This is a genomic window from Pantoea sp. PA1 (assembly GCF_056856975.1).
This window is the reverse complement of record NZ_JBXGEE010000003.1, coordinates 88,121-112,370: the sequence shown is the minus strand read 5'-3', so window position 1 is coordinate 112,370 and position 24,250 is coordinate 88,121. Positions and strand designations below refer to the sequence as shown.

Sequence of the window (24,250 nt, the reverse complement as noted above, 5' to 3'; positions counted from 1 at the left end):
TATGCCCGGATCTCCATTGTGACAGGAGATCTGATGACACATCCGCTTTTCGAAACCGGCTTTTACGGTCGTCTGCGTCAGCAGGCTGACCCTCACTGGTACGCCTATGTGGCACATGACTTTGTACAGCAGCTCGGTCAGGGTACGCTGCCCCCCGCCGCGTTTCGCCATTATCTCACCCAGGATTATCTGTTTCTGCTGCACTTCGCCCGCGCCTGGGGCCTGCTGATAAGCAAGCTCTCCGCACCGGACGCCCTGCGCAGCGCGACGGCGTCGCTCAACGCCATCGTCAGCGAACTGCCGCTGCATCTGGACTACTGCCAGCAGTGGGGCATCAGCGAAGCGGCAATGGCGAGCGAACCGGAGGCGGTGGAAACGCTCAACTACACCCGCTATGTGCTGGATGTGGGGCACAGCGGCGATGCGCTGGAGTTGCTGACCGCGCTGATGCCCTGTGTCGCCGGGTACGCTGAAACGGGTCTGACCCTGCTACAGGATCCTGCAACCCGCTTCAGCGATAATCCTTATGCGGCGTGGATAGAAAACTACGGCGATGAGTCCTATCTGAACGGCGTTCGCAACGCCCTTTCGCTGTTTGAAACCCTGGCGGGCGAGCGTGCGGCTGAGCAGCGTTTTGCCTCACTGGCGCAGATTTTTACTACCGCCACACGGCTGGAATCCGCGTTCTGGCAGATGGGACTGAATCATGCGGCCAGTCTGCAGGTCCGCCCATGATTGCGTCAGCCTGTTCGGCGCCGCCTGGTATCGCAATCCGTCAGCTGTCACTCAGGTTGGGTCAGCAGCAGCTCTTCAGCCAGCTCACTCTGGAGATCGCGGGTGGCCAGTTTACAGCGTTGCTGGGGGCGAGCGGCGTGGGTAAAAGCAGTCTGATGCGGGTGATTGCCGGTCTGTTACCGCCTTCCTCCGGCCAGGTCAGCGGCAGTGATGGCCTGCCGCTGACCGGACGCATCGCCTGGATGGGACAACAGGACTTGCTCTATCCGTGGCTGACAGTGGAGCAGAACGTTTGTCTGGCCAGCCGCCTGAACGGGGAGAAGCCGGATCGTGAGCGGGCACAGCACCTGCTGGCGCGTGTCGGTCTGAGTCGTTATGCCACCGCACGGCCCGCGACGCTCTCCGGCGGGATGCGTCAGCGCGCCGCACTGGCTCGCACCCTCTATACCCGCCAGCCCGTGGTGCTGATGGACGAACCCTTCTCTGCGCTGGATGCCCTGACCCGCAGTCAGATTCAGACGCTGGCCGCGGAAGTGCTGGCCGGGCACACCGTGTTGCTGATAACGCATGATGCCGCAGAAGCCTGTCGATTGAGTCATCATCTGCTGGTGATCGGCCCGACGGGTATCGAAGCCTCTCCCTCCCTCCAGGGGCAGCCTCCACGGGCGGCAGAGGATGTCAGCGTCATCCGGAGTCAGGCTGCCCTGCTGAATCAGCTGAGCAGGTTAGCCGGATGACGTCAGAACAACGATCTGGCGGACTACGCCGTGGTGTGACGCTTTTTACAGGCCTCATCGGATTGTGGTGGCTCATTTCCCTTTCCGTACCCGCTTTTTTGCTGCCCTCCCCCCCGGCGGTCGCCACCGCGCTCTGGCAGAACGCCCGCTATCTCAGCCAGCACAGCCTCATCACCCTGACGGAGATCCTCAGCGGCATGGCACTGGGCGTGCTGCTGGGCGCCCTGCTGGCGCTGGGGATGTCCTTTTCACCGCGGTTGCAGCGCTGGATGATGCCGCTGGTGATCACCAGCCAGGCGATCCCGGTGTTTGCGCTGGCGCCCCTGCTGGTGCTCTGGTTCGGCTTCGGGATGAGCGCCAAAGTCGCAATGGCGGTGCTGGTCATCTTTTTCCCGGTGACCTCTGCCTTTTTTGATGGCCTGCGCCGCGTCCCGCCCGGCTATCTCGATCTGGCCCGCACGCTGGGCGCCTCACGCGCGGCTCAGCTGCGTCATGTCAGGCTGCTGGCGGCACTGCCCGCGCTGGGATCCGGTTTACGGATGGCGGCCGCGGTGGCCCCGATTGGCGCCATTATCGGAGAGTGGGTCGGCTCAGCGGAAGGACTGGGCTACGTCATGCTGAATGCCAATGCCCGGATGCAGAGTGATCTCTGCTTTGCCGCCCTGTTCATTCTGGTGCTGATGACGCTGCTGCTGTGGCTGTTCATCGATTTCCTGCTCCGTCGCCTGATTAGCTGGGCCCCCGAAACGGATTAATGACCTTAACTGACGAGAAAAAGTATGACGAAAATACCGCTCTTTACCCTGCTGCTGGGTGCCGCCTTCGCCACCCCCCTTCAGGCAATGGAAAAACTGACGCTGGTGCTCGACTGGTATATCAATCCCGATCACGCGCCGATCGTGGTGGCACAGCAGACCGGCGCCTTTGCCGCAGAGGGGCTGGAGGTCAGCATCATTCCCCCTTCCGACCCGGCGCTGCCGCCGCGCCTGGTGGCCGCAAAGCAGGCAGACTTAGCCATCACTTACCAGCCTCAGCTGCATTTCTTCGCCGACCAGGGCCTGCCCCTGATGCGGGTCGGCACCCTGATCAATACGCCGCTGAATACGCTGATCACACTCGACAGATCGATGAAGAGTCCGGGGGCGTTAAAAGGCAAACGCATCGGCTATTCCGTCAGCGGTATTGAGCAGGCGACGCTGGCGACCATGCTGAGCCATGAAGGAGTAAAGGCCGATCAGGTGACGCTGATTAACGTCAACTTTCAGCTCACCAGCGCCCTGCTGACCGGAAAAGTGGATGCGGTGATCGGTGGCTATCGCAACATCGAAGCGCTGGAGATGAAAGATCAGGGGAAAGATCCGATGGTGTTTAACGTTGAGGATTATGGCGTTCCGGCTTATGACGAGCTGATCATCGTTGCCCATCGGGATGAGGCGCATTCAGAAAAGATCAGAAAATTTCTGCGGGCACTGAAGAAGGGAAATGCGACGTTACAGGCCCAGCCTGAAGCGAGCTGGCAACAGTTTGCCCTCGCCCATCCGGAACTGAATACGTCGTTGAATCACCAGTCATGGATGGCGACGCTGCCGCTGTTCGCCTCCGATCCGGCAAAACTGGATCGCGCACGCTATCAGGCTTATGAACAATTTCTCTTCGATAACCAGCTGATTAAACGCATGACCCCGGTTGATCGCTACGCCACTGACAGCGAATAAGAGACCGGCCCGCAGCGTGCGCCGCGGGCCGATTTCCTAGCGGACCTTCTGATAGAGCCAGTGTTCGATGTCACTGGCGGGCAGCGGTTTTGAGAAGAAGTAACCCTGAATTTCGTCACAGCCGTAACTTTTCAGCAGTGCCAGCGTCGACTCGGTCTCTACCCCTTCCGCCAGAACGGTGTAGTTGAGCTCTTTCAGCATCTGAATAATGCACCTGACGATGATTTTAGATGCCTCATCCTCACCCATGCGCGAGATCAGGGAGCGATCGATTTTGATCACATCCAGCGGGATATCTTGCAGGTAGCTGATGTTGCTGTAGCCTACGCCGAAATCATCCAGTGAAATGACAAAGCCGTGCGATTTCAGTGCCTCCAGCCCCTTGATCCCCACATCGCTTTTGGTGATCAGTTCATTCTCAAGACATTCAATACCCATAATCGAGGCCGGGAGCTGCGCGGCCGTCAATTTCGCCAGCAGGTTGTCGGCAAAATCTGCTTTTGAGAAATCACGTTCACTGACGTTAATGGAGACCGGAATCAGATCGTATTCGCGATTCCAGCGCGCCAGTTGCTCTATCGTGTGATCGATGACCCAGTTGGTGAGGTCGGAAATCAGATTCGTTTTACCCGCTAACGGAATAAATTCTGAAGGAAAAAGTTCACCCCGCTCAGGGTGATTCCAGCGGATGAGTGCCTCCAGCCCGACGGTTTTGCCGGTTCTCAGGCAGACTTTGGGCTGCCAGGCGAGATAAAGCTCTTCATTTTTATGCAGCGCCTGCGCCAGATCGTTCATGATCATAAAGTCATCGGTGCGACGTGTATCGTAGCTCTCATCAAACACCATTGCGCTGATGTTCTCATCAACCGCTTCGTGCAGCGCGCTCACTGCCTGACGCACCGTTTCATTGGCATCCATCTGCGACGGCACAAATTCGGTTTCGCCGGTGTGAACATCCAGATCGAGCGTAATGTTCTCGGCCAGGTCGGCCTTGAGGCCTGTGAACAGGTCAACCATATTCTGCGCAGTATAGCGACCAGACCAGGGCTGAATAATGGCAAAGCGGCCCGGTGCAAAGCTGTAGAGCGTTTCGTTTTCAGTCAGATTGAGCCGGTGAGCGACATCTTCTGCCATCTGCTTCAGCAGTTTCTCCATCGGTGCGATCCCGACGGCACGTGAAAGCTCATACGCGCGAATAATGTCGATGCAGTCGATCAGGATCAGACGAAAGCGGCTGTGCGGTGCGGTCAGGGTCAGCTGCTGAATATCGCGCAGCAGGCGTGGACGATTCGGCAGATGCGTGATGACATCGGCAAAGCCCGCATTGTTCCAGGCATCCAGAAACGAGGTGACCAGCGTTGCCAGTGAGCGCAGAACCGTCAGTTTCTCGTCGGTAAAGGGGTGAGGCTCGGTATCCGTGACGCAGAGGGTTCCCAGTACCGAACCTTCAAGATTCTGCAGCGAGACACCGGCGTAGAAACGGATATGCGGATCGCCCTCTACAAACGGGTGGGTGACGAAGCGCTCATCCAGCAGGGTGTCGACCACCACCAGATGGCCTTCGCCATCAATCACATGGCGGCAAAGTGACTCATCCCGGGTCGATTGCTGAAGATCGAAGTTGCGAGAGGCTTTAATATACTGATTATGGTCGTCAATAATCGAAATGAAGCTGCCTGAGATACCCAGGACCTCACTGGCAAGATTCACAAATCTCTCCAGCACCTCATCCCGGGTTTCATCCGGTGACAGCAGTGCCTTAATAGCACTCAGTCGTTTTACGTCACTGCCATTTTGCTCGTTATGCACGAAACCTCTCCTATGCAGGCGCAAAATTCGAAATAATTTCGCTGCTTAATGCTCAATTAGCGCCCAATTATCAGATAAATAGCGGCTCAATCTGACAGTAATTCCACAGCGAAACAGTGTCGCATGATATCTGAACGCTGTCGAAATCATTTATTGTCCTTACCACGTGCAACCTGCGGCGATTCCGGCCGGAACCCGAGTCCGATGAGGCGACCGGCCATAAACTTCAGAAAGGGCAGCCGACCGATCATCCCGGGGATGCGACTGCTACCACCGGTTTTCTTTTTGCTCTTTTTGCGGCTCATTTTGATCTGCAAAAACTGCGTGGCAACGGTAGGAAACTGACGGCGCTTCTGCACTTTTTCCAGGTCGCGCAGCTGCAGCTCACCGGCTTTAAGCGGCGCAGTCAGAATATTCGCCGTCGCCACCGCATCCTGAATCGCCAGATTCACACCCACCCCGCCTATGGGCGACATTGCATGCGCCGCATCGCCAATGCAGAGCACGCCAGGCTTCGCCCACTTATCGAGCCGGTCAATGCGGATAGAGAGCAGCTTAAACGCCGTCCAGTCCTCGATTTCCGCCATTCGCGCGGCTTCAAAAGGTGACAGGGCCGCAATCTCCGCTTTAAACGCATCAAGTCCGGCGGCCTGTTTCGCGTCAAACTCCCCCTTGGGGATAGTCAGCCCGCACTGCCAGTAGTCACCGCGATCGATAACGATAAAGTTTCGTCGCGGTCCCGTGTGCCCCACGCCCATATCAGGGTCGTGCGGCTGCCTGCTGAGACGGAACCAGATGACATCCCGTGCCGCGCCAAAAGCCTGACTGGTCAACCCTGCCGCTGCGCGTACCTGAGAATGTCGGCCATCCGCACCCACCACCACTTTGCAGCGGACATGAATGCGCTGATTTCCGCGCAGTGCCGTGACGCCACTGACCGTGCCATTTTCCTCATTAAGCGACGCAAAGGCGGTTGACCGCAGGAGAGTGTAGCCCGGATATCGGGCGCTGTGATCGGCAATAAAATTCAGGAAATCCCACTGCGGCATAAAAGCGATGAAGCGGCACTGAACCGGCAGGCGGGAAAAGTCGGCCATGGTGACTTTCTGGCCGGCAATCTCCGCCTCCAGCTTTTCGACCCGCTGATGCGGCAGCGTGAGAAATGCTTCCAGCAGGCCGAGCTGGTGCATCGTTTCCAGCGTAGAGGGGTGAATGGTGTCACCGCGAAAATCGTGCAGAAAATCGGCGTGCTTTTCGATGACTACCACGCGCACGCCTGCCCGGACGAGCAGATAGCCCAGCATCAGGCCAGCCGGGCCGCCCCCGACAATACAACAGTCAGCGGTGAGGATTTCAGTAGAATGTGGCTGCATGTCGGCTCCCTGTCACGCCAGTATTGCTATGATTATTGCGTCAACCGTGGCGACAACGCCACAGTCGGTCGATAGTGCGTGGCTCAGACACTGAAAAATCAGGATACGCCAGCCTACCGCGAACGCATGGCGCAAGTGGTTTGTCCACCGCAGGCGAAATAGCCGCTTTCCTCAGCTGAAATTGATCCTGACGTTTGTTTTCACCTTATCTCTCAGTACACTGGAGCGCTGGTCTGGTTGAACAAGAATCCCTCTCAATGAATGAAGAAATACCGCAACCGGTTTATGTTCCCCGCTCCATCGCGGCACGCAGCCGGATGTTCCGCGCCCTGCTCCACCGTGATAAGACGCCGCTGGCGATGCTGTTTTGCGCTGCGCTGGTCGGTTCGCTGGTTGGCCTGGCCGGGGTAGCCTTTGCCCGCGCCGTTGAGGCTATTCAGCAATGGCGCGCCGACACACTGATACCCGCCCACTTTAAGGGCTGGACACTCTATGTGGCCGCCTTTGCCATCTCGGCGTTACTGGCGATGGTCGGCTATTTTCTGGTCAGACGCTTCGCCCCCGAAGCCGGTGGCTCCGGTATTCCGGAAATTGAAGGGGCGCTGGAGGAGCTGAGGCCGGTGCGCTGGTGGCGGGTGATTCCGGTAAAATTTTTTGGTGGCATGGGCACGCTGGGTGCCGGAATGGTACTGGGCCGGGAAGGCCCGACGGTGCAGCTGGGCGGCAATATCGGCCGGATGGTGATTGATATTCTCGGGATGCGCAGCAACGAGGCGCGGCATACGCTGCTGGCAACCGGTGCGGCGGCCGGTCTGGCAGCGGCGTTTAACGCGCCGCTGGCGGGCATTCTGTTCATTATTGAAGAGATGCGTCCGCAGTTCCGCTATAACCTGATATCCATTAAGGCCGTGTTTACCGGCGTGATTATGGCCAGCATCGTCTTTCGCTGCTTTAACGGCGAACAGGCGGTCATCTCCGTAGGCAAACTGGCGGATGCGCCGGTGCAGACGCTGTGGCTCTACCTGGTGCTGGGCATGATTATCGGGATGGTTGGTGTACTGTTTAATCGCCTGATTTTTCTGACGCAGGATATGTTTGCCCGCTTCTACGCCGGTAAAACCGCACGGGTTGTACTGGCGGGGGGCTTGTTAGGGGGCGGCTGTGGCATTCTGGCGCTGCTGTTCGCCCCCGGAGCAGGTGGCGGTTCAGAACTGATCCCCCAGGCTGTGCATGGCGTCTTCCCCTTCGCGCTGCTGCTGCTGATCTTTCTGGTCAGGCTGATTACCACCCTGCTCTGTTTCAGTTCAGGTGCGCCGGGCGGTATTTTTGCGCCGATGCTGGCGCTGGGAACTCTGCTGGGTACCGCGTTTGGTGTGGTGATGACCGATCTCTTTCCGTTCTATCAGCTGGAGCCCGGTACGTTCGCTATCGCAGGGATGGGTGCACTGTTTGCGGCCTCGGTCAGAGCCCCTCTCACCGGCATCGTGCTGGTGCTGGAGATGACCGACAACTATCAGTTGATCTTACCGATGATTATCACCTGTCTGGGCGCGACGCTGCTGGCGCAGTTCCTGGGGGGCAAACCGCTCTATTCATCTATTCTGGCCCGCACGCTGGCCCGGCAGTCGGCCGTGACGCCTCCTTAGGCGGACATTCACGCCGCGGGATAAAGGTTCTTATCCCAACCGGCTACCCGCCTCTCAGGGCGGGTAGCCCGGTCACTTACTTGTCATCAAAAAAGTCAGCAGGCATCTGGCCGGGTGCCAGATTGATCACTTCATCATTATCCGGCCCCTCATTTTTCATGTAGGTGACCTTAGCGAACTCAGGAATAATCACGTAGGGGTAAGCGGGACCTTCGTCGCGGAAGCGATGCATATCCTCAATGAAGTCATTCTGATAGCAGATAGTTTTTTCAGGATGCTGACCTTCTCCGGCAATCCACTGCGGGAAGAAGATGGTTCCGTGCAGGAGAGTGCGATTAAGATCGAACAGCAGGCTGACGCAGGTTCCGGTCGGCTCATGCCAGTCTACTTTGTAGATGCCCGGGGCAAACTGAACCGCGTGCATCTTCTGGTTGGTCACCCAGCGGCCGCCCACCAGCCCCTGATGAATGCGGTAGTCACAGGTAGTTTCATTGCGCGCGTACCACTCATATTTCCAGCCATTGTCATAGGTATAGACAAAGTGCGTACCCACGAACTGAGACAGATCGCTGGCAATATCCTCTGGAGATTCTGCAGACATGTTACCCTCTCTGAACAGGCGCCCGGACCGGGCGCAGATAAATGTATAAACCAGCCGGCAAATACTCACTATGGACCAGACTGGCTGAATTGCCATCCATAGCTGGAAATTGTCATCGGACTGTCACAGAGCCGGAACGGTCACATTGACAGAGAAAGGTCACAGAGGAAGAGTCGATTAAATGCCTGAAAGAAAAATAAAAGCCCTGACTAAGACAGCCAGGGCTTTTAGGTTACTACTGATTTAACATTTACCATTAACTAACTTAATTAACAGGAACAACTTTGGTACAGCTATTTATGAACAGATTCTGCGGATAATAATGAACACGGTTACAGAATGTCACTATTATTAACGGTCTCAACCACCTGAGAGGCTTTCGTGAGACAAAGACAGGTCAGGCCCGTATAAATCTGCACACCCCCATCGCGATATATACTCTTTGATGCGTTGCCTTACATTCATTACGACGTGTAATCCGCAACCGTAACCGTCGTAAAGTCACGTTCAGAACTACGAGGCCTTACATCATCGCGATGCAATACTGCTTATCTCTCAGTGCGTTACTACGACTCGATTTAACAGGATTGTGATTAACTCAAATGAGCTGATGACAACAATGTTTAACAGAACCGCCGACAGCTTAAGCGAATAAGTCCATCGACACCGATAACACCGTTAATTCCCGGTGTGTCAGGGCACTTTCATGCCGCTGATAATTCTTAATCTACCTCTGATATAAATAATGTCAACACTGGAATTTAACCCATGTTTATATCTTCAGTGTTCCGGAAATTATGCTGGGAGTAATAATCGATATATTGATCCTGAATAATTCGGCAGGTAACTATTTTGACAGAGAGGATTAAAAGGCGATTACAAGGGCGCCGACAGACGCCCCTGTGAAAGACCCGACGCTATTTTTTCAGACTCGCCAGCAGAACCTTCGCGGTCTCAGAAGAGGAGCCCGGATTCTGCCCGGTAATGAGCAGACCATCCTGGACAGTATAGGACTGCCAGTCCTCTCCCCGTGAATAGAGACCGCCATTCTGTTTCAGCGCGTCTTCAACGAGGAATGGGACGATGTCGGTCAGGCCAACGCCCTCCTCTTCACTGTTAGTGAATCCCGTGACTTTCTTTCCCTTAACCAGAGGCGTGCCATCCGGATTTTTCACATCGCGCAATACGCCTGGTGCGTGACATACCAGTGCTACCGGTTTGCCAGCCTGCAGGGTCTGCTCAATCAGTGCAATAGAGTGTTTGTCATTTGCCAGATCCCATAGCGGGCCATGGCCGCCCGGATAGAACACAGCGTCAAAGGCATTCGGGCTCACGCTGTCCAGTTTGTGGGTAGAAGCCAGCACCGCCTGCGCAGCCGAATCGCTATGGAAGCGACGGGTATCCGCGGTCTGAGAGTCGGCTTCATCACTTTTAGGATCGAGCGGAGGTTGTCCTCCCTGTGGTGATGCCAGGGTTACGTCTGCGCCCGCGTCAAGAAAGGCATAGTAAGGTGCGGCAAACTCTTCCAGCCAGAAACCGGTTTTCTTGCCGGTATTACCCAGCTCATCATGTGAGGTCAAAACCATCAGAATCTTCATGTCCGCTCCCTGTAAGCGTTGCAGGTTAAGAGTTCAGGCGCGTCATACCCGATGTTAATCGCGCCTTCTTCTGTTTTGTCCGTCAGTCGTGACGGACTCTGAGGAATCACTGAAATTTACCGCTTAATATTCGGTGATCCGCAACCCATTATAGTTCATCACTATTCTTTTCGTTTTTATGCCGGATAGGCGTGTCAGACTTTCTGGAAAGGTTCTCTCACCAGCCTGAGATGAGCACAACCCGGCACAACTAGTTAGTATGATCACGATTACCGCACTAATAGTTAATATTGATATGGTAACTATGGTTATTATTATTGCCATCGGAGGCACACATCCTCCTCATTGATAAACAGGAATATGACCATGAAAAACGTAAAAGCACTTTCAATTGCCGCTCTCGCCACCCTTTCACTGATCTCATTTGGCAGCTTCGCGCAGAGCGTATCTGTGACCTCCTCAACACTGGATGGCGCAGAGTCAAAAATCGCTGCTCAGGCACAGGAACAGGGCGCGCAATACAAAATCACCGAAGCGAACACCAACAACCGTGTTCATATGACCGCAGAACTGTATAAATAACGGATGGTCGCAAACGGAATTGCCAGAAGAGGCTGCCCAACGGGCAGCCTTTTTTGTGTCGGTCAGGCGAGGCGTGCGGCTGGTGCGCTGCCGGTGCGCCACCATAAAATCAGCGCTGCCAGCGCGATCACGCCCAGAACAGCAAAGGCGGTGCTGTAGGAGTAACGCGCGGCGATCATGCCCGTCATGGCCGGACTCAACGCAGCGCCCGCTCCCTGCATCAGCATAATCACGCTTTGCCCGGCGTTAACATGGCCGGAGCCACGCAGCAGAGAGACGATATAACCCGGCACCGCCACCCCCAGGATCCCCGCTGCCACCCCATCCAGTACCTGAACCGGTATAACAAAGAGGGGAGCGGCAAAGCCCGCCGCAATCACCGCGCGCAGCGGTAAGATCATCAGGGCGATCATAATAAAGAGTCGGTAGCCGTACGTTTCGACCCGTTTAGAGACCCATAGCGCCACCGGAATCATCACCAGCTGCGAGATCACCACCGTTGCCGCAGCAAAGAGGCCAGGGCTGACCGCCGCCTGCCCGCCTGCCGAGGCGACGCGCATGCTCAGCATCGGCAGCAGCGCGGCATTGGCAAGATGAAACAGCAGCAGCGTCACACCGGCCACCAGCAGGGCCGGTTTGCGTATCAACATCGATAAGCGCGGCGCGGGTTCACGCTCTTCATTCTGCTCGTAACCGCGGGCAACGTCGTTATCGATTTCATCACCGCGGATCGCTATCGTGGCAACGGCAGCGAAGAGCGCCATCACCGTCATCAGAATAAAGACCGCGCCCATTCCCCAGTACCAGGCTGAAAATCCCGCCAGCAGTGCGGCGATGGTATTCCCGCCGTGATTAAAGGCCTCATTACGACCCATCTGGTGGTTAAAGCCGCGCTGGCCGGTCAGTCCCAGGGTGATGCCCGCCACGGTCGGGCCGATAAAGGCCGCCGCTATTCCCGCCACGATTTGTGAGACCATGGCGGTCCAGGTCTGATTGCTGTACCAGAGCAACAGCGTGGCGACCGTGATCACCAGACAACCCAGCAGCACAATCATTTTCTTGTGTCGGGTGGCGTCGGCCGCGATCCCGGCAGGCAGCGTGGCCAGTAACCCGGCGATGCCGCCGCAGGTCATGACCAGACCGATTTCGTCGGGACGCCAGTGTCGCTCCGTCAGAAAGATGCCCAGAAATGGCCCCAGCCCATCGCGAACATCGGCCAGAAAAAAGCTCATTAAACAGAGCGCGTAGAGAGAACGCTGTGACATGTTATTTCCCTGGAAGGTAAGTGTTAAAGGCAATTGCGCTTCGGTTAAAAAGGAAATTATGTGTTACAACGAGGAAAGTCACATTTCGTTATAGTAACAAAATGAAAAAGGCCACCCGTATCTGGATACGGGTGGCCCTGACGTGTTTCGCGTTAAATGCGCGGCTTATTTATCGGTGCCGAAACCCTGCTTCAGCAGTGCAGGCAGCACAGCCGGGAAGTAGATGTTTTTGTAATAACCACCGACGCTTGCACTCCAGCTTTCGCCATCGTCGCGGCCGATGTTTTTCCAGTGCTGTACCATCTCATCGTTATAAGCGGCAATCTGCTGCTCCAGCCCCTGGGTTTTATAGGTCTCATCATGGCGGAAGGTCGCCAGCGGCAGACGGGGTTTCTGATGAGCGGGTTCATCAACATGACCAATGACCACACCTGCCACAGGGAACGTCAGCGGCGGCAGATCCAGCAATGAAATCATCGCTTGTGGATCGCGGCGGATCCCGCCAATTGGCACAATGCCTAATCCTTCTGCGCGCGCGGCAGCCATCACAGAGCCCAGCGCAATACCGATATCGGTTGAGCCAGAGACGATGCTTTCGATGCTCTGATGCGCGATTTGCTGCTGATCGACCGCAGACATCGCTACGGCAGATTTATGCATATCAAGTACAAAGGTGATGAACACCGGTGCTTTAGCAATCCACGGCTGACCACCCGCAATCGCGGCGATCTCCGCGCGACGGCCTGCGTCACGGGTGATGACGACAGAAACCTGCTGCGAGTTGACCGATGTTGGCGCACGGTAAGCGGTACTGATAATCCGATCCAGTACAGCCTCATCAACGGGTTGCTCAGTGAAACTGCGTTCACTTTTGTGACTTGTGAAAATATCAATCAGATCGCTCATAGTTCCTCCCATTTAAAAAGCAACTATAACAGTAACGTATTCGCACGCTTGGTAATTCGAGGGTTTTTGAGCACCCTTTTGTAACCGTTTCTAAACACGTCTGCGTCTGTGTATACGTTTAAAACGCCGGGGTTAAAGTCACCGAATCACTCACCGCCGGTGCGCTATAAAGTCAGTCCCGTTACCGGACATCTTTAAAGCGCTGTGTGCAACTGACAATGCAATGCTATCTGCTGAAACGCGCCGCCCGGATTGAGCCATTACCCTTCAGGCGATTAATGCCTGCTTCACCGTTTGACCGCGGCTAAAAAGCAGACAGGTAGCAGAGGCCTTTATCATACCTGCGGCGTTAATCGCTCTTTCCTGAAATCCCTTTTTCATATTCCGACAATTCATCAAAAAGAACCGAAGGTAACCTATTTAAGCGCTATGTGAATAAACCGATCACACAATTACGGGACATCTTTCAGGTTATATTGATCAAGCGCATTACTGAAGCGTTAACCATATTTACATAAAAAGAACGGCCAGATAATGTGAGACATAAATCAGGGATGAATGGTTCGAGGGAATGAGCAATGCCATACAGCTATCAGGTGATAAGATATTTACAACAAAATAACATTTTAGCTAATCAACTCGATCACGCTGTTTCAGGCGTTAAGGAAGCCGTATTAAATCAGATTGAGATGACAGGCGCTGGTGCCAGACGCTTGCTCTATTACACCTCCTGCTTTACCGATGAATATAAAGATATTTGCCTGCAGCAAAAGACCGAAGATATTCGCTTTGCGAAAGGTATTTACCACCTATTGCGACATGAAGATATTATTTATGAAATGCTTAATATCTATTTTAATGAGATATTGCGCTATAAAACATCTGAGCAACTACAACATATTAAGCATTTGCTTATGGCAACAAATATTCATATCGCAGCAAGTTCATTGACTAATTTAGGGTTTGCATCAGCGACGGCAACTGCAGTTTCATTAGGTTTAAATATTCATCAAAACATAGCAGCTCTTGCAGGACGTATGGGAGGGGGCATTGTAATGGCAACGGGTTTTTATGGCATAGTGCAAAAAGACGCTGATAGTGCTCAAAGCTTACATATTAAATCCCCCGCTTATTTTCAGGCTTTATACACTCATGAGCTTGAAATGATGTATTTTTTAATAGACCCCATATTTAAACGTGCTGAGGTATTTCAGCACGTAGCGTCAGATGAAAATATAGCAAACATCATCACCAGGATGATAAGATGATGCTGCTTAATATTATTAAACGACTTCTGAAGCGGATTTTCACTTCACTGATAGGGTTATATGCCCCGCAGGCTATAATAATTGCCTATGCCTTATTCCAGATAATACTATTTCCTTCAGCCCCACTCTGGTTTGTGCCAATATTTGCACTGATAGTGATATATATATTTAGTCGCTATGTGAAGTGGTGAAGTGCCATTAGTTTTTTAACCTCATAAGGAATTGAAAAAATTATGTCTATACCCGCCCATTTATGGCTTGAAGATGAAAACGGTTCTCCCGTCACAGGCAGCTGTCAGATGCCACTGCGGTTGGGCTCCATCGAATTAAAATCGTTCTCTCACGGTGTAACCATACCTGTCGATCCCAGCTGGGGAAAGCTCACGGGAACGCGGGTCCATAGCCCTGTAACGATAGTCAAAGAATTTGATCAAACAACCCCGCTACTCTACAGAGCAGTCTGTGAAGGCCGGACAATGAAGAAAGGCACTATCCGAATGTATCGCATTCTGGAATCCGGAATCGAAGCCGAATATTTCAATATCATTCTGGAAAATGTCAAATTTACGACAGTTGCACCCTACCTTGCCCCTGGCGGGGTGAGCAGTACGCATCTCGAAACGCTGGAATTACGCTATGAGGCAATCACATGGAAATATACGGATGGCAATATCGTATATCGTGATGAGTGGAATAACTACGCGAGATCATAAGTGCTCCTGACTGACTTCACCAATCAACTTCTGAAATTAATAGATAACACAGTTACGTCACCCCCGGATTTTTGTCACGTCGGAGTATTTCCAATCCGGTTATCTGCTGCTGTTGCATTACTGCCGTCCTGTGAACAGGTGTAACGAAATGGAGAGTCCGTTACCGTTACACCTGTCGCAGGGAGAAGGCAGCAACCGCGAGCATGCATCACGCCAGCTTCACCAACATTCGTTTCGTCAGGTATGCGTTGAGCGCAGAAGCCATAACTATGCTGCCGTGTCGATGTCAGCCGCCCCAGCGACTTTTCAGATAACTCACCGCCTGCTGAGTCTGCGGCTGATTGAGATAGTTCTCTCTGAAAAGAATGGTGCCGTCGATATGGGGCCAGGACTCATTGAGGTCGAGCTGCTTTCTCAGTTCCGGCACTCCGCCCTGCAGCGTCCAGTCAGGCTCAATCCGCGAAGGCTCGCCCACCTTGTAGAGCGCCAGACCGATGTAAAGCCGGGTTCTGGTCGGCTTCACCACCTCTGCCCACCACTTTGCCAGCACGTCATAACGGGCAGCCTGACGGGAGAACGGCCAGTAGAGCTGAGGCGCGATATAATCCAGCAGACCCTGCTGAACCCAGCGACGGGTATCCGCATAGGCTTCATCGTAGGCCGCTGCGCCTCGGGTATCTGAACCCGCCGGATCGTGCGACAGGTTGCGCCAGACACCCGCCGGGCTGACACCAAATTCCACCTCCGGCTTCAGCTGTTTAATGGTACGGGAGACCTGCTCAATAAGCTGTTGCGTATTGTGACGCCGCCAGTCCGCTTTGCTGGCGAAGCCCTGCCCGTAACGGCTGAAGGTCTGACTGTCGTTGAGAAGGGAGCCTGCCGATTCCGCATAGAAATAGTCATCGAACTGCACACCGTCGATCGGATAGTGCGCCACCACCTCGGCCACAATACTGGTGATCCAGTCGCGTGCGTCCGGGATGCCGGGATCGAGCACGTAGCGGTCGCCCGCGGTACGAATCCAGTCACGGTGCAGCACAAACACGCTGGCCGGATGAAGAGAGAGCGTGCGGTTCAGCTCACTGGCGGTAGAGGGTTTGATGTTGACCGAAACCCGATAGGGGTTGAACCACGCGTGGACTTTCATACCGCGTTTATGCGCCTCATCCAGCATAAACTGCAGCGGATCGTAACCGGGATCTTCGCCGATTCTGCCGGTCAGCATATCGGACCAGGGCAGAATTTTAGAGGACCAGAGCGCCGTGGCATCGGGCTTCACCTGGAAAAAAACCGTGTTAACTCCCAGGCTTTTCAGTTTATCCAGCTTGTCGATAAGCGACTGCTGCTGCATCCGGATGCGCTCTGCCGGGCTGGCGCCATTGACCGATGCGACGGGAGGCCAGTCAAGACGGGACACGGTAGCTAACCAGACGCCGCGCATCGGTTGCCGGACCTGAGGCTGCACCGGCTGGCTGGCTGGCGGTAACGGCTGTTTCGTGACCGGTGGAAAAGGCGTCACCAGCGACCGCGGCGGCTCAGAGGCGCAGCTGACGAGCAACAGTGCCGCAGCCAGTGCGGCCCCGCGCCTTAACGCCACGCTGGCTGCGGCAGGAATAAGATTCAGTGCGATAATAAACTCCAGTTTTATCTGGTCGGGACGCAAAGAGGAGTATTCTCGGTGACTCTGATTAAATGTCAATGCGTTAGCGCTGGGGACTGAACACAATACCGGCCGCCGCCAGACAGGCTTTGAGGGTGCCAAAGGCATCCTGACACTGCCGTTCATTAACGCAGGCATACCCCAGCAGCAGGCCTCGCGTCTCCTGAGGATGCATATAATATTGTGAAAGTGGCCGCACCTTGACGCCGCGCTTCAGCGCCTCGGCGGCAATGGCGACATCATCACTGCCTGCCGGCAGCGGCATTACCAGATGGAGACCGGCTTCATGGTTAAAAGCCGGTAAGAAGGCGGGCCCCAGATAGCGCTCGATCAGCCGACAGAGAAACTGCCGCCGCTGTCGATAGAGCAGCCGCATCCGCCGGATATGCTCCATGTAATGACCCAGCCGGATAAACTCCGCCAGCGCCCGCTGGATCAGCAGATGTCCGCCGCGATAGAGTTCCGCTGCCGCGATGCGCATCGGCTGAGCCAGCGGTTTTGGCACCACCAGATAGCCAATGCGCAGGGCGGGATAGAGCGTTTTACTGAACGTGCCCATGTAAATCACCGGCGCATCGGCTTCCAGCCCCTGCAGCGAGGGATGCGGCTGTCCGGAGAAACGAAATTCGCTGTCGTAGTCATCTTCGACAATCCAGCTCTGATGACGGCGCGCCAGTGTGAGCAACGCCTGACGACGTGCCAGGCTCAGATGCACCCCCAGCGGGTACTGATGGGAAGGTGTGACAAACACCATTTTGGGTGGCGGCCCGCTGTCGGGCACCAGGCCCTGCTCATCCACCGGCATGGCCCGGATTTTCAGGCCATTCATCCGCAGCAGATTGCGTGTTCCCCAGTAGCCCGGCTCTTCCATCCAGACCCGATCGCCTGGATCGCACAATACCCGCGTGACCAGATCGACCGCCTGATGAACGCCCTCGGTGATCAGAATCTGATCCGCATCGGCCTGCACGGAACGCGCCACCCGCAGATAATCGACCAGCGCATGACGCAGATCGGGGCAGCCACCGCCGCTGCTGTAAACCAGCCGATGGACGTCAGGCTCCCGGTTCAGACGCGCCTGAATCTGACTGAACAGCTTATGAGGAAATTCGGTCACGTCGGGCGCGCCAGGCACGAATGCTCCCCACTGGTAAGGGGATGCCGTGGCGTGCCCCAGTAGTGTGGCACCGCGCTTCGACAGGGTGGCCGGTCGCTGCGCCTTCACGGCGGCCAGGTCGGCAATCGCATCACTCTGCAGCGAACTCTCCGGCAGCGTCTCGGCAATCCACGTGCCGCTGCCGGTGCGCGCGGTCACATAGCCCTGCGCCATCAGACTTTCATAGACATGCATGACCGTGTTTCGCGACACGCCGAGTTCACGCGCCAGATCGCGGGTGGGCGGCAAACGACTGCCGCGCGGAAAGACCGCTTCCGTGATCGCGGCCTGCATACAGTTGAGCAGTCGCTGATGCAGGGAACCGGTTTTCATAAACTGTAACCGTGCTAATAGATGATCGGCGTACAAGAGTCGCAATTGGCTCCATCCTTCCTCTGATAATTGGCTCTGGCAACTCACCACGCCTCAGGCATAAATAAACGTGTTTGTCGGGAATTGTAAACACGCATATCAATGAGGTGGATCAAATGAGCGAAAAAAATAACCTGATGCAGGAACGTAAAGCACAGGCTCTGCCTAAGGGCATCGGTACGCTGTGCGACTGGTACGTTGCCCGGGCAGAAAACGCCACCTTATGGGATCAGGCTGGTAACAGCTGGATCGACTTCGCAGGCGGCATCGCCGTGCTGAACACCGGTCATCGCCATCCACGCATCGAGCAGGCGGTGGCCGAACAGTTAACAAAGTTTACCCATACGGCGTTCCAGATCACCCCTTACGAAAGCTATATCGCACTAGCTGAACGCATCAATCAGCGGGTGCCGGTTGCCGGTGCAGCGAAAACCGCCTTCTTTACCACCGGTGCCGAAGCGGTAGAAAACGCGGTTAAAGTGGCGCGTGCCTATACCCGTCGTCACGGCATCATCACCTTTGGCAACGCGTTTCATGGCCGCACCTTTATGACCATGGCCATGACCGGCAAAGTCGCCCCCTACAAGCGCGATTTCGGCCCGATGCCCCCTTCCGTTTTCCACGCCCGCTACCCCAGCGCGGTGCAGGGGATCAGCGTTGAAGCGGCACTGACCAGCCTGGATGAGATTTTCACACAGGACATTGCGCCCCATGATGTTGCGGCAATCGTACTGGAACCGGTGCAGGGTGAAGGTGGATTCCATGCGGCACCGGCAGAGTTTATGGTGCAGCTGCGTGAACTGGCTGACCGTCACGGCATCCTGCTGATTGCGGATGAAGTACAGAGCGGATTTGCCCGCACCGGCAGGCTGTTTGCCATGGAAAACTATCCGGTGAAAGCCGACATCATCACCATGGCGAAAAGCCTGGCGGGCGGGATGCCCCTCTCCGCCGTGGCCGGTCGCGCTGAGGTGATGGACGCGCCTGCCCCTGGCGGCCTGGGCGGTACCTATGCCGGAAATCCGTTAGCTATCGCGGCGGCTCACGCGGTGCTGGATGTGATCGAGGAGGAGCAGCTCTGTCAGCGCGCCGTGGATCTCGGTGGCCGGCTTGTCGCTGAACTGGAGGCGCAGCAGCGCAAACACCCTGATATCGCCGAAGTGCGGGCGCTGGGTTCGATGGTGGCGATGGAGTTCTATCAGGCCAGCACCGCGCAGGCCGTTCAGAAGATGGCGATGGAACAGGGCCTGCTGCTGCTGACCTGCGGCGCGAAAGGCAACGTTATCCGCTTCCTCTACCCGCTGACCATTCCGGATGCACAGTTCAGCCAGGCGCTGACCCTTCTCTCCACGGTGATCGATCGCTGTGTTGCCCCTGCCGGACACCCTGTCGTCCCGGCATGATTTCACTGGCTCGTTAATCGCAAGCCCCTTTCCTGTTCGTCCGGTCAGCATGGCCGGGCGTCCCCCGGAGACGTTGACATGACGATGACTCAGAGTGCGAATGAAGATTCGCTGGCTCAGAACCTGAAACCGCGCCACGTGCGCATGCTCTCGATTGCCGGCGTAATTGGCGCCGGGCTGTTTGTTGGCTCCGGCCATGCTATTTCTGAAGCGGGCCCCGCCGTGCTGATCTCCTATGCGGCCGCCGGGTTGCTGGTCGTGCTGATCATGCGGATGCTGGCGGAGATGGCGGTGGCCTCACCCGATTCCGGGTCATTCTCCACCTATGCGGAGAAAGCGCTGGGACGCTGGGCCGGGTTTACCATCGGCTGGCTCTACTGGTGGTTCTGGGTGCTGGTGATCCCGCTGGAAGCCAATGCGGCAGGCACGATCCTGCACGCCTGGTTCCCCGATGTGGCCATCTGGCAGTTCACCTTCGCCATCACACTCTTACTGACCATTACCAACCTGCTGAGCGTGAAAAACTACGGTGAGTTTGAATTCTGGTTTGCCCTGATCAAGGTCGTGGCGATCATCCTGTTCCTGGCCGTCGCAGGTGCCGCCGTGTTTGGCCTGCTGCCTGACAGTCACACCAGCGGCCTGTCGCATCTTTATGACACCAACGGCTTCATGCCAAATGGCCTCGGCGCGGTGGTGGCGGCTATCCTGACCACGATGTTCTCTTTTATGGGCACCGAGATTGTCACTATTGCCGCCGCAGAGTCGAAAAATCCCGGCCGGCAGATTACGAAAGCGACTAACTCGGTGATCTGGCGTATCGCGCTGTTCTACCTGCTGTCGATTTTCTTCGTGGTGGCGCTGGTTCCGTGGAATACGCCAGGCCTGGTTGAACAGGGTTCCTGGCAGACCGCTCTGCAGGCGATGAGCATTCCTCATGCCCGGCTGATCGTCGATCTGGTGGTGCTGATGGCGGTGTGCAGCTGTCTGAATTCGGCGCTCTACACCTCCTCGCGTATGCTTTACTCGCTGTCACGCCGCAAGGATGCGCCCGCTGCGGCCTCACGCACCAATCGCAGCGGCACACCCTGGGTTGCGGTGCTGCTCTCGACTGCGGCGGCGTTTCTGGCGGTGATCGCCAACTACCTGGCACCCAGCGCGGTCTTCGAATTTTTACTCGCCACCTCGGGTGCCATTGCGCTGCTGGTCTACCTGGTGATTGCCGCATCCCATCTGGTGCTGCGCAAAAAACGCGAGCAGGCGGGTGAAGTCCTGACTTACCGCATGTGGCTGTTTCCCGGTCTGACCTGGGTCACGATTCTGTTTATCGTCACGGTGCTGGTGATCATGCTGTTTGATCCTAAACACCAGACAGAATTAGTGGCGACGGGCGGTTTAACGCTGGTTATTATTGCGACCAGCCTGCTGCTGCGCCGTAAAAAGGCAGAACAGAAAAGCACGCGCTATTTTGTGCAGCGCTCCTCTGACCCGTCATAATTAACTGAAGCGCATTAACAGTGAAAAAGCCCACCTTTTATAAGGTGGGCTTTTTTTTGCATCTGGTTCCCTGGTGCTGACAAAAAGGGTCTGGCGATATAAGGTTTTCTCTGATACCCACTTTTTCGCTGTGGGTTTGGTAACATTACTTTTATTCCTGTTTCGCCCCGGGCGCAATCAATTTTCGTCAGAATGGCAGAAAAAATTAAAGATAAGTGAGGGACAGAATCCCTCTGGTTTTTTCGGCGTTTAACCAGTGCATTTTCACTTCTGCAGGTAACCTGTCAAGGGCGTGGAGATTTCTGAGATCAGCCGTCGTCAGCGTAGTCTTTCCCCTGCCAGAATCATAACAACTGAACACGACCTGATTCTTTCCGGTGTTCATATCACATGAATCATTCGTCACCATGCCGCGAAAGGTAATCGTGCCTGAATCCGAACCAGCACTTGCTGCCCCGGCGATTGTCATTAAGAGCGTGGTAAAGCCAGCGAGTAAAAATGATTTCATCCTGCATCCTCCTGAATGTGTGTCAGGAGTTATCGGCGCAGATCGCAAAAGATTAAGCACTGAAAAGAGAATTAAATGTAAATCTTCACCAGCCGGACTTTTCATCGCCCTGGATTTTTTAACATCGATAGTAAAAAAAGAATTTTTTGCGTTAACGGTATAAATAACATCAACACAGAAGAACAGGATTTAAACGCAAAGACGTCCAGGAGGAGAGCTTAAATAAGCTGAGGCACTTTCTGCAGTGACAGAAATGGGCATGCTGATTTTTATTCTGACTGCCTGTTCAAAATAAATATCACTCAGGCGTTCCGGAATGAGAGATATCCGCGCTGCCCGGCAGAATTCACCCAAAATGTTTTCAACTCATTCCAGATACTGGCTGAACCGCAGCAGATAACCATCCGGATCCTGCAGAAGAAACTCGCGCTGACAGGCGGTTGTCCCGCCGGTGTCATATACCGTATCCCGCAGCGGGCGATAGAGCGGAATACCCTGCTTTTGCACCCGAGCCAGTACGACCTGGATATCATCCACTTCAATCTGAAAATTGATGCCCCGTCCCAGCGGCCTGTGAAGCTCTGCCGTGTTCCAGCCCTGAGGATGAAACTGCTCAATCATCAGTTGCACCTCGCCATAGCACAGGTAGGCGAAGTCCGGCTGCTGCCGCTGTATTCTCACGCTGAATCCCAGTAACGTCGTGTAAAAATGCAGTGAGGCGGCAAAATCGGTTACGGTGAGTTCTGGCACCATACGATTCCAGTAAAGGGGTTGATTGTCACTCATTTCTTCTTCCCTGTTATCGGTTGTGAGGCTGGCTCAGGCAGGACTCAAAAGGTTGCGCTGCAGTTCATCGAGTATCAGCCGCAGTGCTGCAGGCTGATGTTCCCGCGACAGGTAAAGTCCCCAGATGCCAATGCGTCCCGGCTCATAATCGGGCAGTAAGGTGACCAGTTTTCCGCTTTCCAGAGCGTGACGCGCCTCCTGCTCGGGCACCATCGCAATTCCACAATCTGCACTGGCCGCATCGCACAGCAGAGAGGAGATCCCGGCGCTGAAATTTCCTTTTACCGCCACCGCCATTTTCTCTCCCTGCGGGGAGGTAAAGTGCCAGCTCTGTCCGGCGAAATGGCTGTAACAGAGGCAGTTATGGTGCGCCAGATCGTCAGGCGTTTGCGGCATCCCGTGCTGCTGCAGATAGGCCGGTGAGGCGCAGAGGACAGAGCAGCAGTCACCCAGGCGGCGGGCGATAGTGCCCGGCTCCGGCGTATCAGTAATGCGGATGGCGAGATCGATCCGTTCACCAATCAGGCTGACAGGCTGATTATTGATCTCCAGCTCGATGCGCAGGGCCGGATAGCGCGCCAGAAAGTCGGGGATCACCGGACCGACAAGGTGGACAGCCGTGAAGTGCGCGCAGGCGATGCGCAATGTCCCGGCGGGTATTCCCTGCGGGGTCTCCTGGCGGATCTCCTCCGAAAGGCGTGCCAGCTGGCGGGTCTTTTCCAGAATCGCCTCGCCTGCAGGAGTGATCGTCAGACGACGTGACGAGCGATGCAGCAGACGCGTTCCGGCCCAGCTCTCCATCTCTTCCAGATAACGGCTCACCATGGGACGGGAGATCCCCAGTGCGCGTGATGCCGCACTCAGGCTTCCCAGCTCACAGATCCGGTTAAAAACGGCCGCCGCAGTCACTCTGTCCATCTGTTTTGCCTGTTCGGATTATGAAACTCAGCATGTCTGATTTCGGGAATTCTAACAGATGTCAGAATGCGTAAAATAGCGCCACTGACACAAAACATGATCATTTGCGCCGCCCTGTGCGGTGATTACCCTCTGAGGATAAACATGAAAATTGCCGCTCACGCTTTAATTATGATGCTGGCTTCAGCCTCTGCCAGCGCCACGACCCTGAAACTTGAAACCTATAATCCGCAGGAAAAGGGCCTGTTTGCCGTTTCATCTACGCTGGTCTCCGGCCCCACCGAAGCCATTCTGTTTGACGCGCAGTTCAGCACGCAGGATGGTGAGAAGCTGGTGGCGATGATTAAACAGAGCGGCAAAAAACTGAAAGAAATCGTGATAACCTCCGGCGATCCCGACTTCTATTTTGGCCTTGAACCGATTGTTAAAGCCTGGCCGGATGTGAAGGTGGTGGCCTCACCCGCTGTGGTGAAACATATTCAGGAGACGCATGAGGCGAAGCTGAAGTACTGGGGTCCGCAGATGAAACAGGGCGCGCCTGACGCGCTGACCGTGCCAGAGGTGACGCATGAGACACGGTTTAGCGTAGACGGTGAAGTGCTGGAGCTGCGGCATCCGGAGCAGTATGCCGCTTACGTCTGGATCCCCTCCGCCAGCACCATTCTGGGTGGGACGGCCCTCTCTTCCGGCATTCATGTCTGGACAGCAGACACCCAGACCCCTGAAAGCCGTGCGGCGTGGCGTCATATCCTGACAGAGATGCAGACGCTGCATCCGCAGAACGTCATCCCGGGTCACTATCTGGGTGCGCGCCCCGCCGGGTCGCAGGCGGTGGATTTTACCCTCAACTACCTGAAGTCCTTTGAGCAGGCGCTGTCGCAGCACAAAACCTCAGCAGAGGTGATTAGCGCCATGACGGCCGCCTGGCCAGGACTGGCCGAGCCGGGTTCGCTGGAGCTCAGCGCGAAAGTGAACACCGGTGAGATGAAGTGGTAACCCGCAGAG

General features: G+C 55.4%; 22 protein-coding genes. 11 read left to right on the top strand and 11 right to left on the bottom strand.

Annotated features, from left to right (window positions below):
* Window positions 1–33 precede the first annotated feature (33 nt).
* From tenA to AC1V0D_RS13970, 4 genes are read left to right on the top strand one after another with little or no spacing between them, the layout of a single operon-like run.
* Window positions 34–735: a thiaminase II gene (gene tenA / locus AC1V0D_RS13985; RefSeq protein WP_482907610.1), complete on the top strand. Its 702-nt coding sequence runs from the start codon at window positions 34–36 to the stop codon at window positions 733–735.
* Window positions 732–1,472, top strand: a complete 741-nt coding sequence (locus AC1V0D_RS13980; protein WP_058957086.1) for an ABC transporter ATP-binding protein — start codon at window positions 732–734, stop codon at window positions 1,470–1,472. Before tenA ends, AC1V0D_RS13980 begins: the two co-directional genes overlap by 4 nt.
* The gene (locus AC1V0D_RS13975) at window positions 1,469–2,227 is read left to right on the top strand and encodes an ABC transporter permease (protein WP_482907609.1); all 759 of its coding nucleotides are present in this window, start codon (window positions 1,469–1,471) and stop codon (window positions 2,225–2,227) included. Before AC1V0D_RS13980 ends, AC1V0D_RS13975 begins: the two co-directional genes overlap by 4 nt.
* A 24-nt stretch (window positions 2,228–2,251) precedes the next feature.
* Window positions 2,252–3,187 (top strand): ABC transporter substrate-binding protein, encoded by a 936-nt coding sequence (locus tag AC1V0D_RS13970; protein WP_482907608.1) that lies wholly within the window; start codon window positions 2,252–2,254, stop codon window positions 3,185–3,187.
* 36 nt (window positions 3,188–3,223) lie between these two features.
* Here AC1V0D_RS13970 and AC1V0D_RS13965 read toward each other — a convergent pair whose 3' ends face one another.
* A complete protein-coding gene (locus tag AC1V0D_RS13965; RefSeq protein WP_140029346.1) occupies window positions 3,224–4,996 on the bottom strand; it encodes a sensor domain-containing phosphodiesterase in 1,773 nt (590 codons plus the stop codon).
* Between the two features lie 146 nt (window positions 4,997–5,142).
* Window positions 5,143–6,369 carry an FAD-dependent oxidoreductase gene (locus AC1V0D_RS13960; protein ID WP_154928868.1) on the bottom strand — a complete coding sequence of 409 codons (1,227 nt, stop codon included), beginning with the start codon at window positions 6,367–6,369 and terminating at the stop codon, window positions 5,143–5,145.
* Window positions 6,370–6,626: 257 nt separating this feature from the next.
* Between AC1V0D_RS13960 and clcA the strand changes: the two genes are divergently transcribed.
* Entirely contained in the window at window positions 6,627–8,015 is a 1,389-nt protein-coding gene (gene clcA / locus AC1V0D_RS13955; protein ID WP_482907607.1) for a H(+)/Cl(-) exchange transporter ClcA, read from the top strand.
* A 76-nt stretch (window positions 8,016–8,091) separates the two neighbouring features.
* Here the strand turns inward: clcA and AC1V0D_RS13950 are convergent, their stop codons facing one another.
* Both AC1V0D_RS13950 and AC1V0D_RS13945 read right to left on the bottom strand, forming a co-directional pair.
* The gene (locus AC1V0D_RS13950; RefSeq protein WP_167431801.1) at window positions 8,092–8,616 is read right to left on the bottom strand and encodes a phenolic acid decarboxylase; all 525 of its coding nucleotides are present in this window, start codon (window positions 8,614–8,616) and stop codon (window positions 8,092–8,094) included.
* Between the two features lie 917 nt (window positions 8,617–9,533).
* Window positions 9,534–10,214, bottom strand: coding sequence for a type 1 glutamine amidotransferase domain-containing protein (locus AC1V0D_RS13945; protein WP_058957080.1), 681 nt, complete (start codon window positions 10,212–10,214; stop codon window positions 9,534–9,536).
* Window positions 10,215–10,580: 366 nt separating this feature from the next.
* On the opposite strand from AC1V0D_RS13945, the gene AC1V0D_RS13940 reads away from it, so the two are divergent.
* Window positions 10,581–10,796, top strand: coding sequence for a YdgH/BhsA/McbA-like domain containing protein (locus AC1V0D_RS13940; RefSeq protein WP_009092831.1), 216 nt, complete (start codon window positions 10,581–10,583; stop codon window positions 10,794–10,796).
* A gap of 62 nt (window positions 10,797–10,858) precedes the next feature.
* Here the strand turns inward: AC1V0D_RS13940 and AC1V0D_RS13935 are convergent, their stop codons facing one another.
* Window positions 10,859–12,061 carry an MFS transporter gene (locus AC1V0D_RS13935; protein ID WP_482907606.1) on the bottom strand — a complete coding sequence of 401 codons (1,203 nt, stop codon included), beginning with the start codon at window positions 12,059–12,061 and terminating at the stop codon, window positions 10,859–10,861.
* A 165-nt stretch (window positions 12,062–12,226) separates the two neighbouring features.
* Complete coding sequence (locus AC1V0D_RS13930) at window positions 12,227–12,967, bottom strand: nitroreductase family protein (RefSeq protein WP_140029340.1); 741 nt, start codon at window positions 12,965–12,967, stop codon at window positions 12,227–12,229.
* Between the two features lie 578 nt (window positions 12,968–13,545).
* Here AC1V0D_RS13930 and AC1V0D_RS13925 point away from each other — a divergent pair.
* On the top strand, window positions 13,546–14,235 hold the full coding sequence (locus tag AC1V0D_RS13925; protein WP_482907605.1) for a hypothetical protein: 690 nt from the start codon (window positions 13,546–13,548) through the stop codon (window positions 14,233–14,235).
* A gap of 233 nt (window positions 14,236–14,468) precedes the next feature.
* On the top strand, window positions 14,469–14,948 hold the full coding sequence (locus AC1V0D_RS13920; RefSeq protein ID WP_267370716.1) for an Hcp family type VI secretion system effector: 480 nt from the start codon (window positions 14,469–14,471) through the stop codon (window positions 14,946–14,948).
* A gap of 286 nt (window positions 14,949–15,234) precedes the next feature.
* Here the strand turns inward: AC1V0D_RS13920 and AC1V0D_RS13915 are convergent, their stop codons facing one another.
* Both AC1V0D_RS13915 and pdxR read right to left on the bottom strand, forming a co-directional pair.
* The gene (locus tag AC1V0D_RS13915) at window positions 15,235–16,611 is read right to left on the bottom strand and encodes a glycoside hydrolase family 10-like protein (protein WP_337021644.1); all 1,377 of its coding nucleotides are present in this window, start codon (window positions 16,609–16,611) and stop codon (window positions 15,235–15,237) included.
* Window positions 16,612–16,651: 40 nt separating this feature from the next.
* Complete coding sequence (gene pdxR, locus AC1V0D_RS13910; protein ID WP_181161937.1) at window positions 16,652–18,142, bottom strand: MocR-like pyridoxine biosynthesis transcription factor PdxR; 1,491 nt, start codon at window positions 18,140–18,142, stop codon at window positions 16,652–16,654.
* A 110-nt stretch (window positions 18,143–18,252) separates the two neighbouring features.
* Here pdxR and gabT point away from each other — a divergent pair, with 110 nt between their 5' ends.
* Window positions 18,253–19,539, top strand: coding sequence for a 4-aminobutyrate--2-oxoglutarate transaminase (gene gabT / locus AC1V0D_RS13905; RefSeq protein ID WP_482907604.1), 1,287 nt, complete (start codon window positions 18,253–18,255; stop codon window positions 19,537–19,539).
* A gap of 84 nt (window positions 19,540–19,623) precedes the next feature.
* Window positions 19,624–21,033 carry a GABA permease gene (gene gabP / locus AC1V0D_RS13900; protein WP_369750604.1) on the top strand — a complete coding sequence of 470 codons (1,410 nt, stop codon included), beginning with the start codon at window positions 19,624–19,626 and terminating at the stop codon, window positions 21,031–21,033.
* 205 nt (window positions 21,034–21,238) lie between these two features.
* Here gabP and AC1V0D_RS13895 read toward each other — a convergent pair whose 3' ends face one another.
* The 3 genes from AC1V0D_RS13895 to AC1V0D_RS13885 all read right to left on the bottom strand — a co-directional run bounded on the left by AC1V0D_RS13895 (window position 21,239) and on the right by AC1V0D_RS13885 (window position 23,245).
* Entirely contained in the window at window positions 21,239–21,541 is a 303-nt protein-coding gene (locus AC1V0D_RS13895) for a fimbrial protein (protein WP_009092822.1), read from the bottom strand.
* A 366-nt stretch (window positions 21,542–21,907) separates the two neighbouring features.
* The gene (locus AC1V0D_RS13890) at window positions 21,908–22,327 is read right to left on the bottom strand and encodes a bleomycin resistance protein (RefSeq protein ID WP_140923155.1); all 420 of its coding nucleotides are present in this window, start codon (window positions 22,325–22,327) and stop codon (window positions 21,908–21,910) included.
* A gap of 33 nt (window positions 22,328–22,360) precedes the next feature.
* Window positions 22,361–23,245, bottom strand: coding sequence for a LysR family transcriptional regulator (locus AC1V0D_RS13885; protein ID WP_267370706.1), 885 nt, complete (start codon window positions 23,243–23,245; stop codon window positions 22,361–22,363).
* Window positions 23,246–23,389: 144 nt separating this feature from the next.
* On the opposite strand from AC1V0D_RS13885, the gene AC1V0D_RS13880 reads away from it, so the two are divergent.
* On the top strand, window positions 23,390–24,241 hold the full coding sequence (locus tag AC1V0D_RS13880) for a Vmh family MBL fold metallo-hydrolase (protein ID WP_471803696.1): 852 nt from the start codon (window positions 23,390–23,392) through the stop codon (window positions 24,239–24,241).
* The last annotated feature ends 9 nt before the right edge of the window (window positions 24,242–24,250 follow it).

What these genes read in the sequence shown, in the direction of transcription:
- tenA (WP_482907610.1), top strand. Translation starts at nt 34, where the DNA reads ATGACACATCCGCTTTTCGAAACCGGCTTTTACGGTCGTCTGCGTCAG.
- AC1V0D_RS13980 (WP_058957086.1), top strand. Translation starts at nt 732, where the DNA reads ATGATTGCGTCAGCCTGTTCGGCGCCGCCTGGTATCGCAATCCGTCAG.
- AC1V0D_RS13975 (WP_482907609.1), top strand. Translation starts at nt 1,469, where the DNA reads ATGACGTCAGAACAACGATCTGGCGGACTACGCCGTGGTGTGACGCTT.
- AC1V0D_RS13970 (WP_482907608.1), top strand. Translation starts at nt 2,252, where the DNA reads ATGACGAAAATACCGCTCTTTACCCTGCTGCTGGGTGCCGCCTTCGCC.
- AC1V0D_RS13960 (WP_154928868.1), bottom strand. Translation starts at nt 6,369, where the DNA reads ATGCAGCCACATTCTACTGAAATCCTCACCGCTGACTGTTGTATTGTC.
- clcA (WP_482907607.1), top strand. Translation starts at nt 6,627, where the DNA reads ATGAATGAAGAAATACCGCAACCGGTTTATGTTCCCCGCTCCATCGCG.
- AC1V0D_RS13950 (WP_167431801.1), bottom strand. Translation starts at nt 8,616, where the DNA reads ATGTCTGCAGAATCTCCAGAGGATATTGCCAGCGATCTGTCTCAGTTC.
- AC1V0D_RS13945 (WP_058957080.1), bottom strand. Translation starts at nt 10,214, where the DNA reads ATGAAGATTCTGATGGTTTTGACCTCACATGATGAGCTGGGTAATACC.
- AC1V0D_RS13940 (WP_009092831.1), top strand. Translation starts at nt 10,581, where the DNA reads ATGAAAAACGTAAAAGCACTTTCAATTGCCGCTCTCGCCACCCTTTCA.
- AC1V0D_RS13935 (WP_482907606.1), bottom strand. Translation starts at nt 12,061, where the DNA reads ATGTCACAGCGTTCTCTCTACGCGCTCTGTTTAATGAGCTTTTTTCTG.
- AC1V0D_RS13930 (WP_140029340.1), bottom strand. Translation starts at nt 12,967, where the DNA reads ATGAGCGATCTGATTGATATTTTCACAAGTCACAAAAGTGAACGCAGT.
- AC1V0D_RS13925 (WP_482907605.1), top strand. Translation starts at nt 13,546, where the DNA reads ATGCCATACAGCTATCAGGTGATAAGATATTTACAACAAAATAACATT.
- AC1V0D_RS13920 (WP_267370716.1), top strand. Translation starts at nt 14,469, where the DNA reads ATGTCTATACCCGCCCATTTATGGCTTGAAGATGAAAACGGTTCTCCC.
- gabT (WP_482907604.1), top strand. Translation starts at nt 18,253, where the DNA reads ATGAGCGAAAAAAATAACCTGATGCAGGAACGTAAAGCACAGGCTCTG.
- gabP (WP_369750604.1), top strand. Translation starts at nt 19,624, where the DNA reads ATGACTCAGAGTGCGAATGAAGATTCGCTGGCTCAGAACCTGAAACCG.
- AC1V0D_RS13895 (WP_009092822.1), bottom strand. Translation starts at nt 21,541, where the DNA reads ATGAAATCATTTTTACTCGCTGGCTTTACCACGCTCTTAATGACAATC.
- AC1V0D_RS13890 (WP_140923155.1), bottom strand. Translation starts at nt 22,327, where the DNA reads ATGAGTGACAATCAACCCCTTTACTGGAATCGTATGGTGCCAGAACTC.
- AC1V0D_RS13885 (WP_267370706.1), bottom strand. Translation starts at nt 23,245, where the DNA reads ATGGACAGAGTGACTGCGGCGGCCGTTTTTAACCGGATCTGTGAGCTG.
- AC1V0D_RS13880 (WP_471803696.1), top strand. Translation starts at nt 23,390, where the DNA reads ATGAAAATTGCCGCTCACGCTTTAATTATGATGCTGGCTTCAGCCTCT.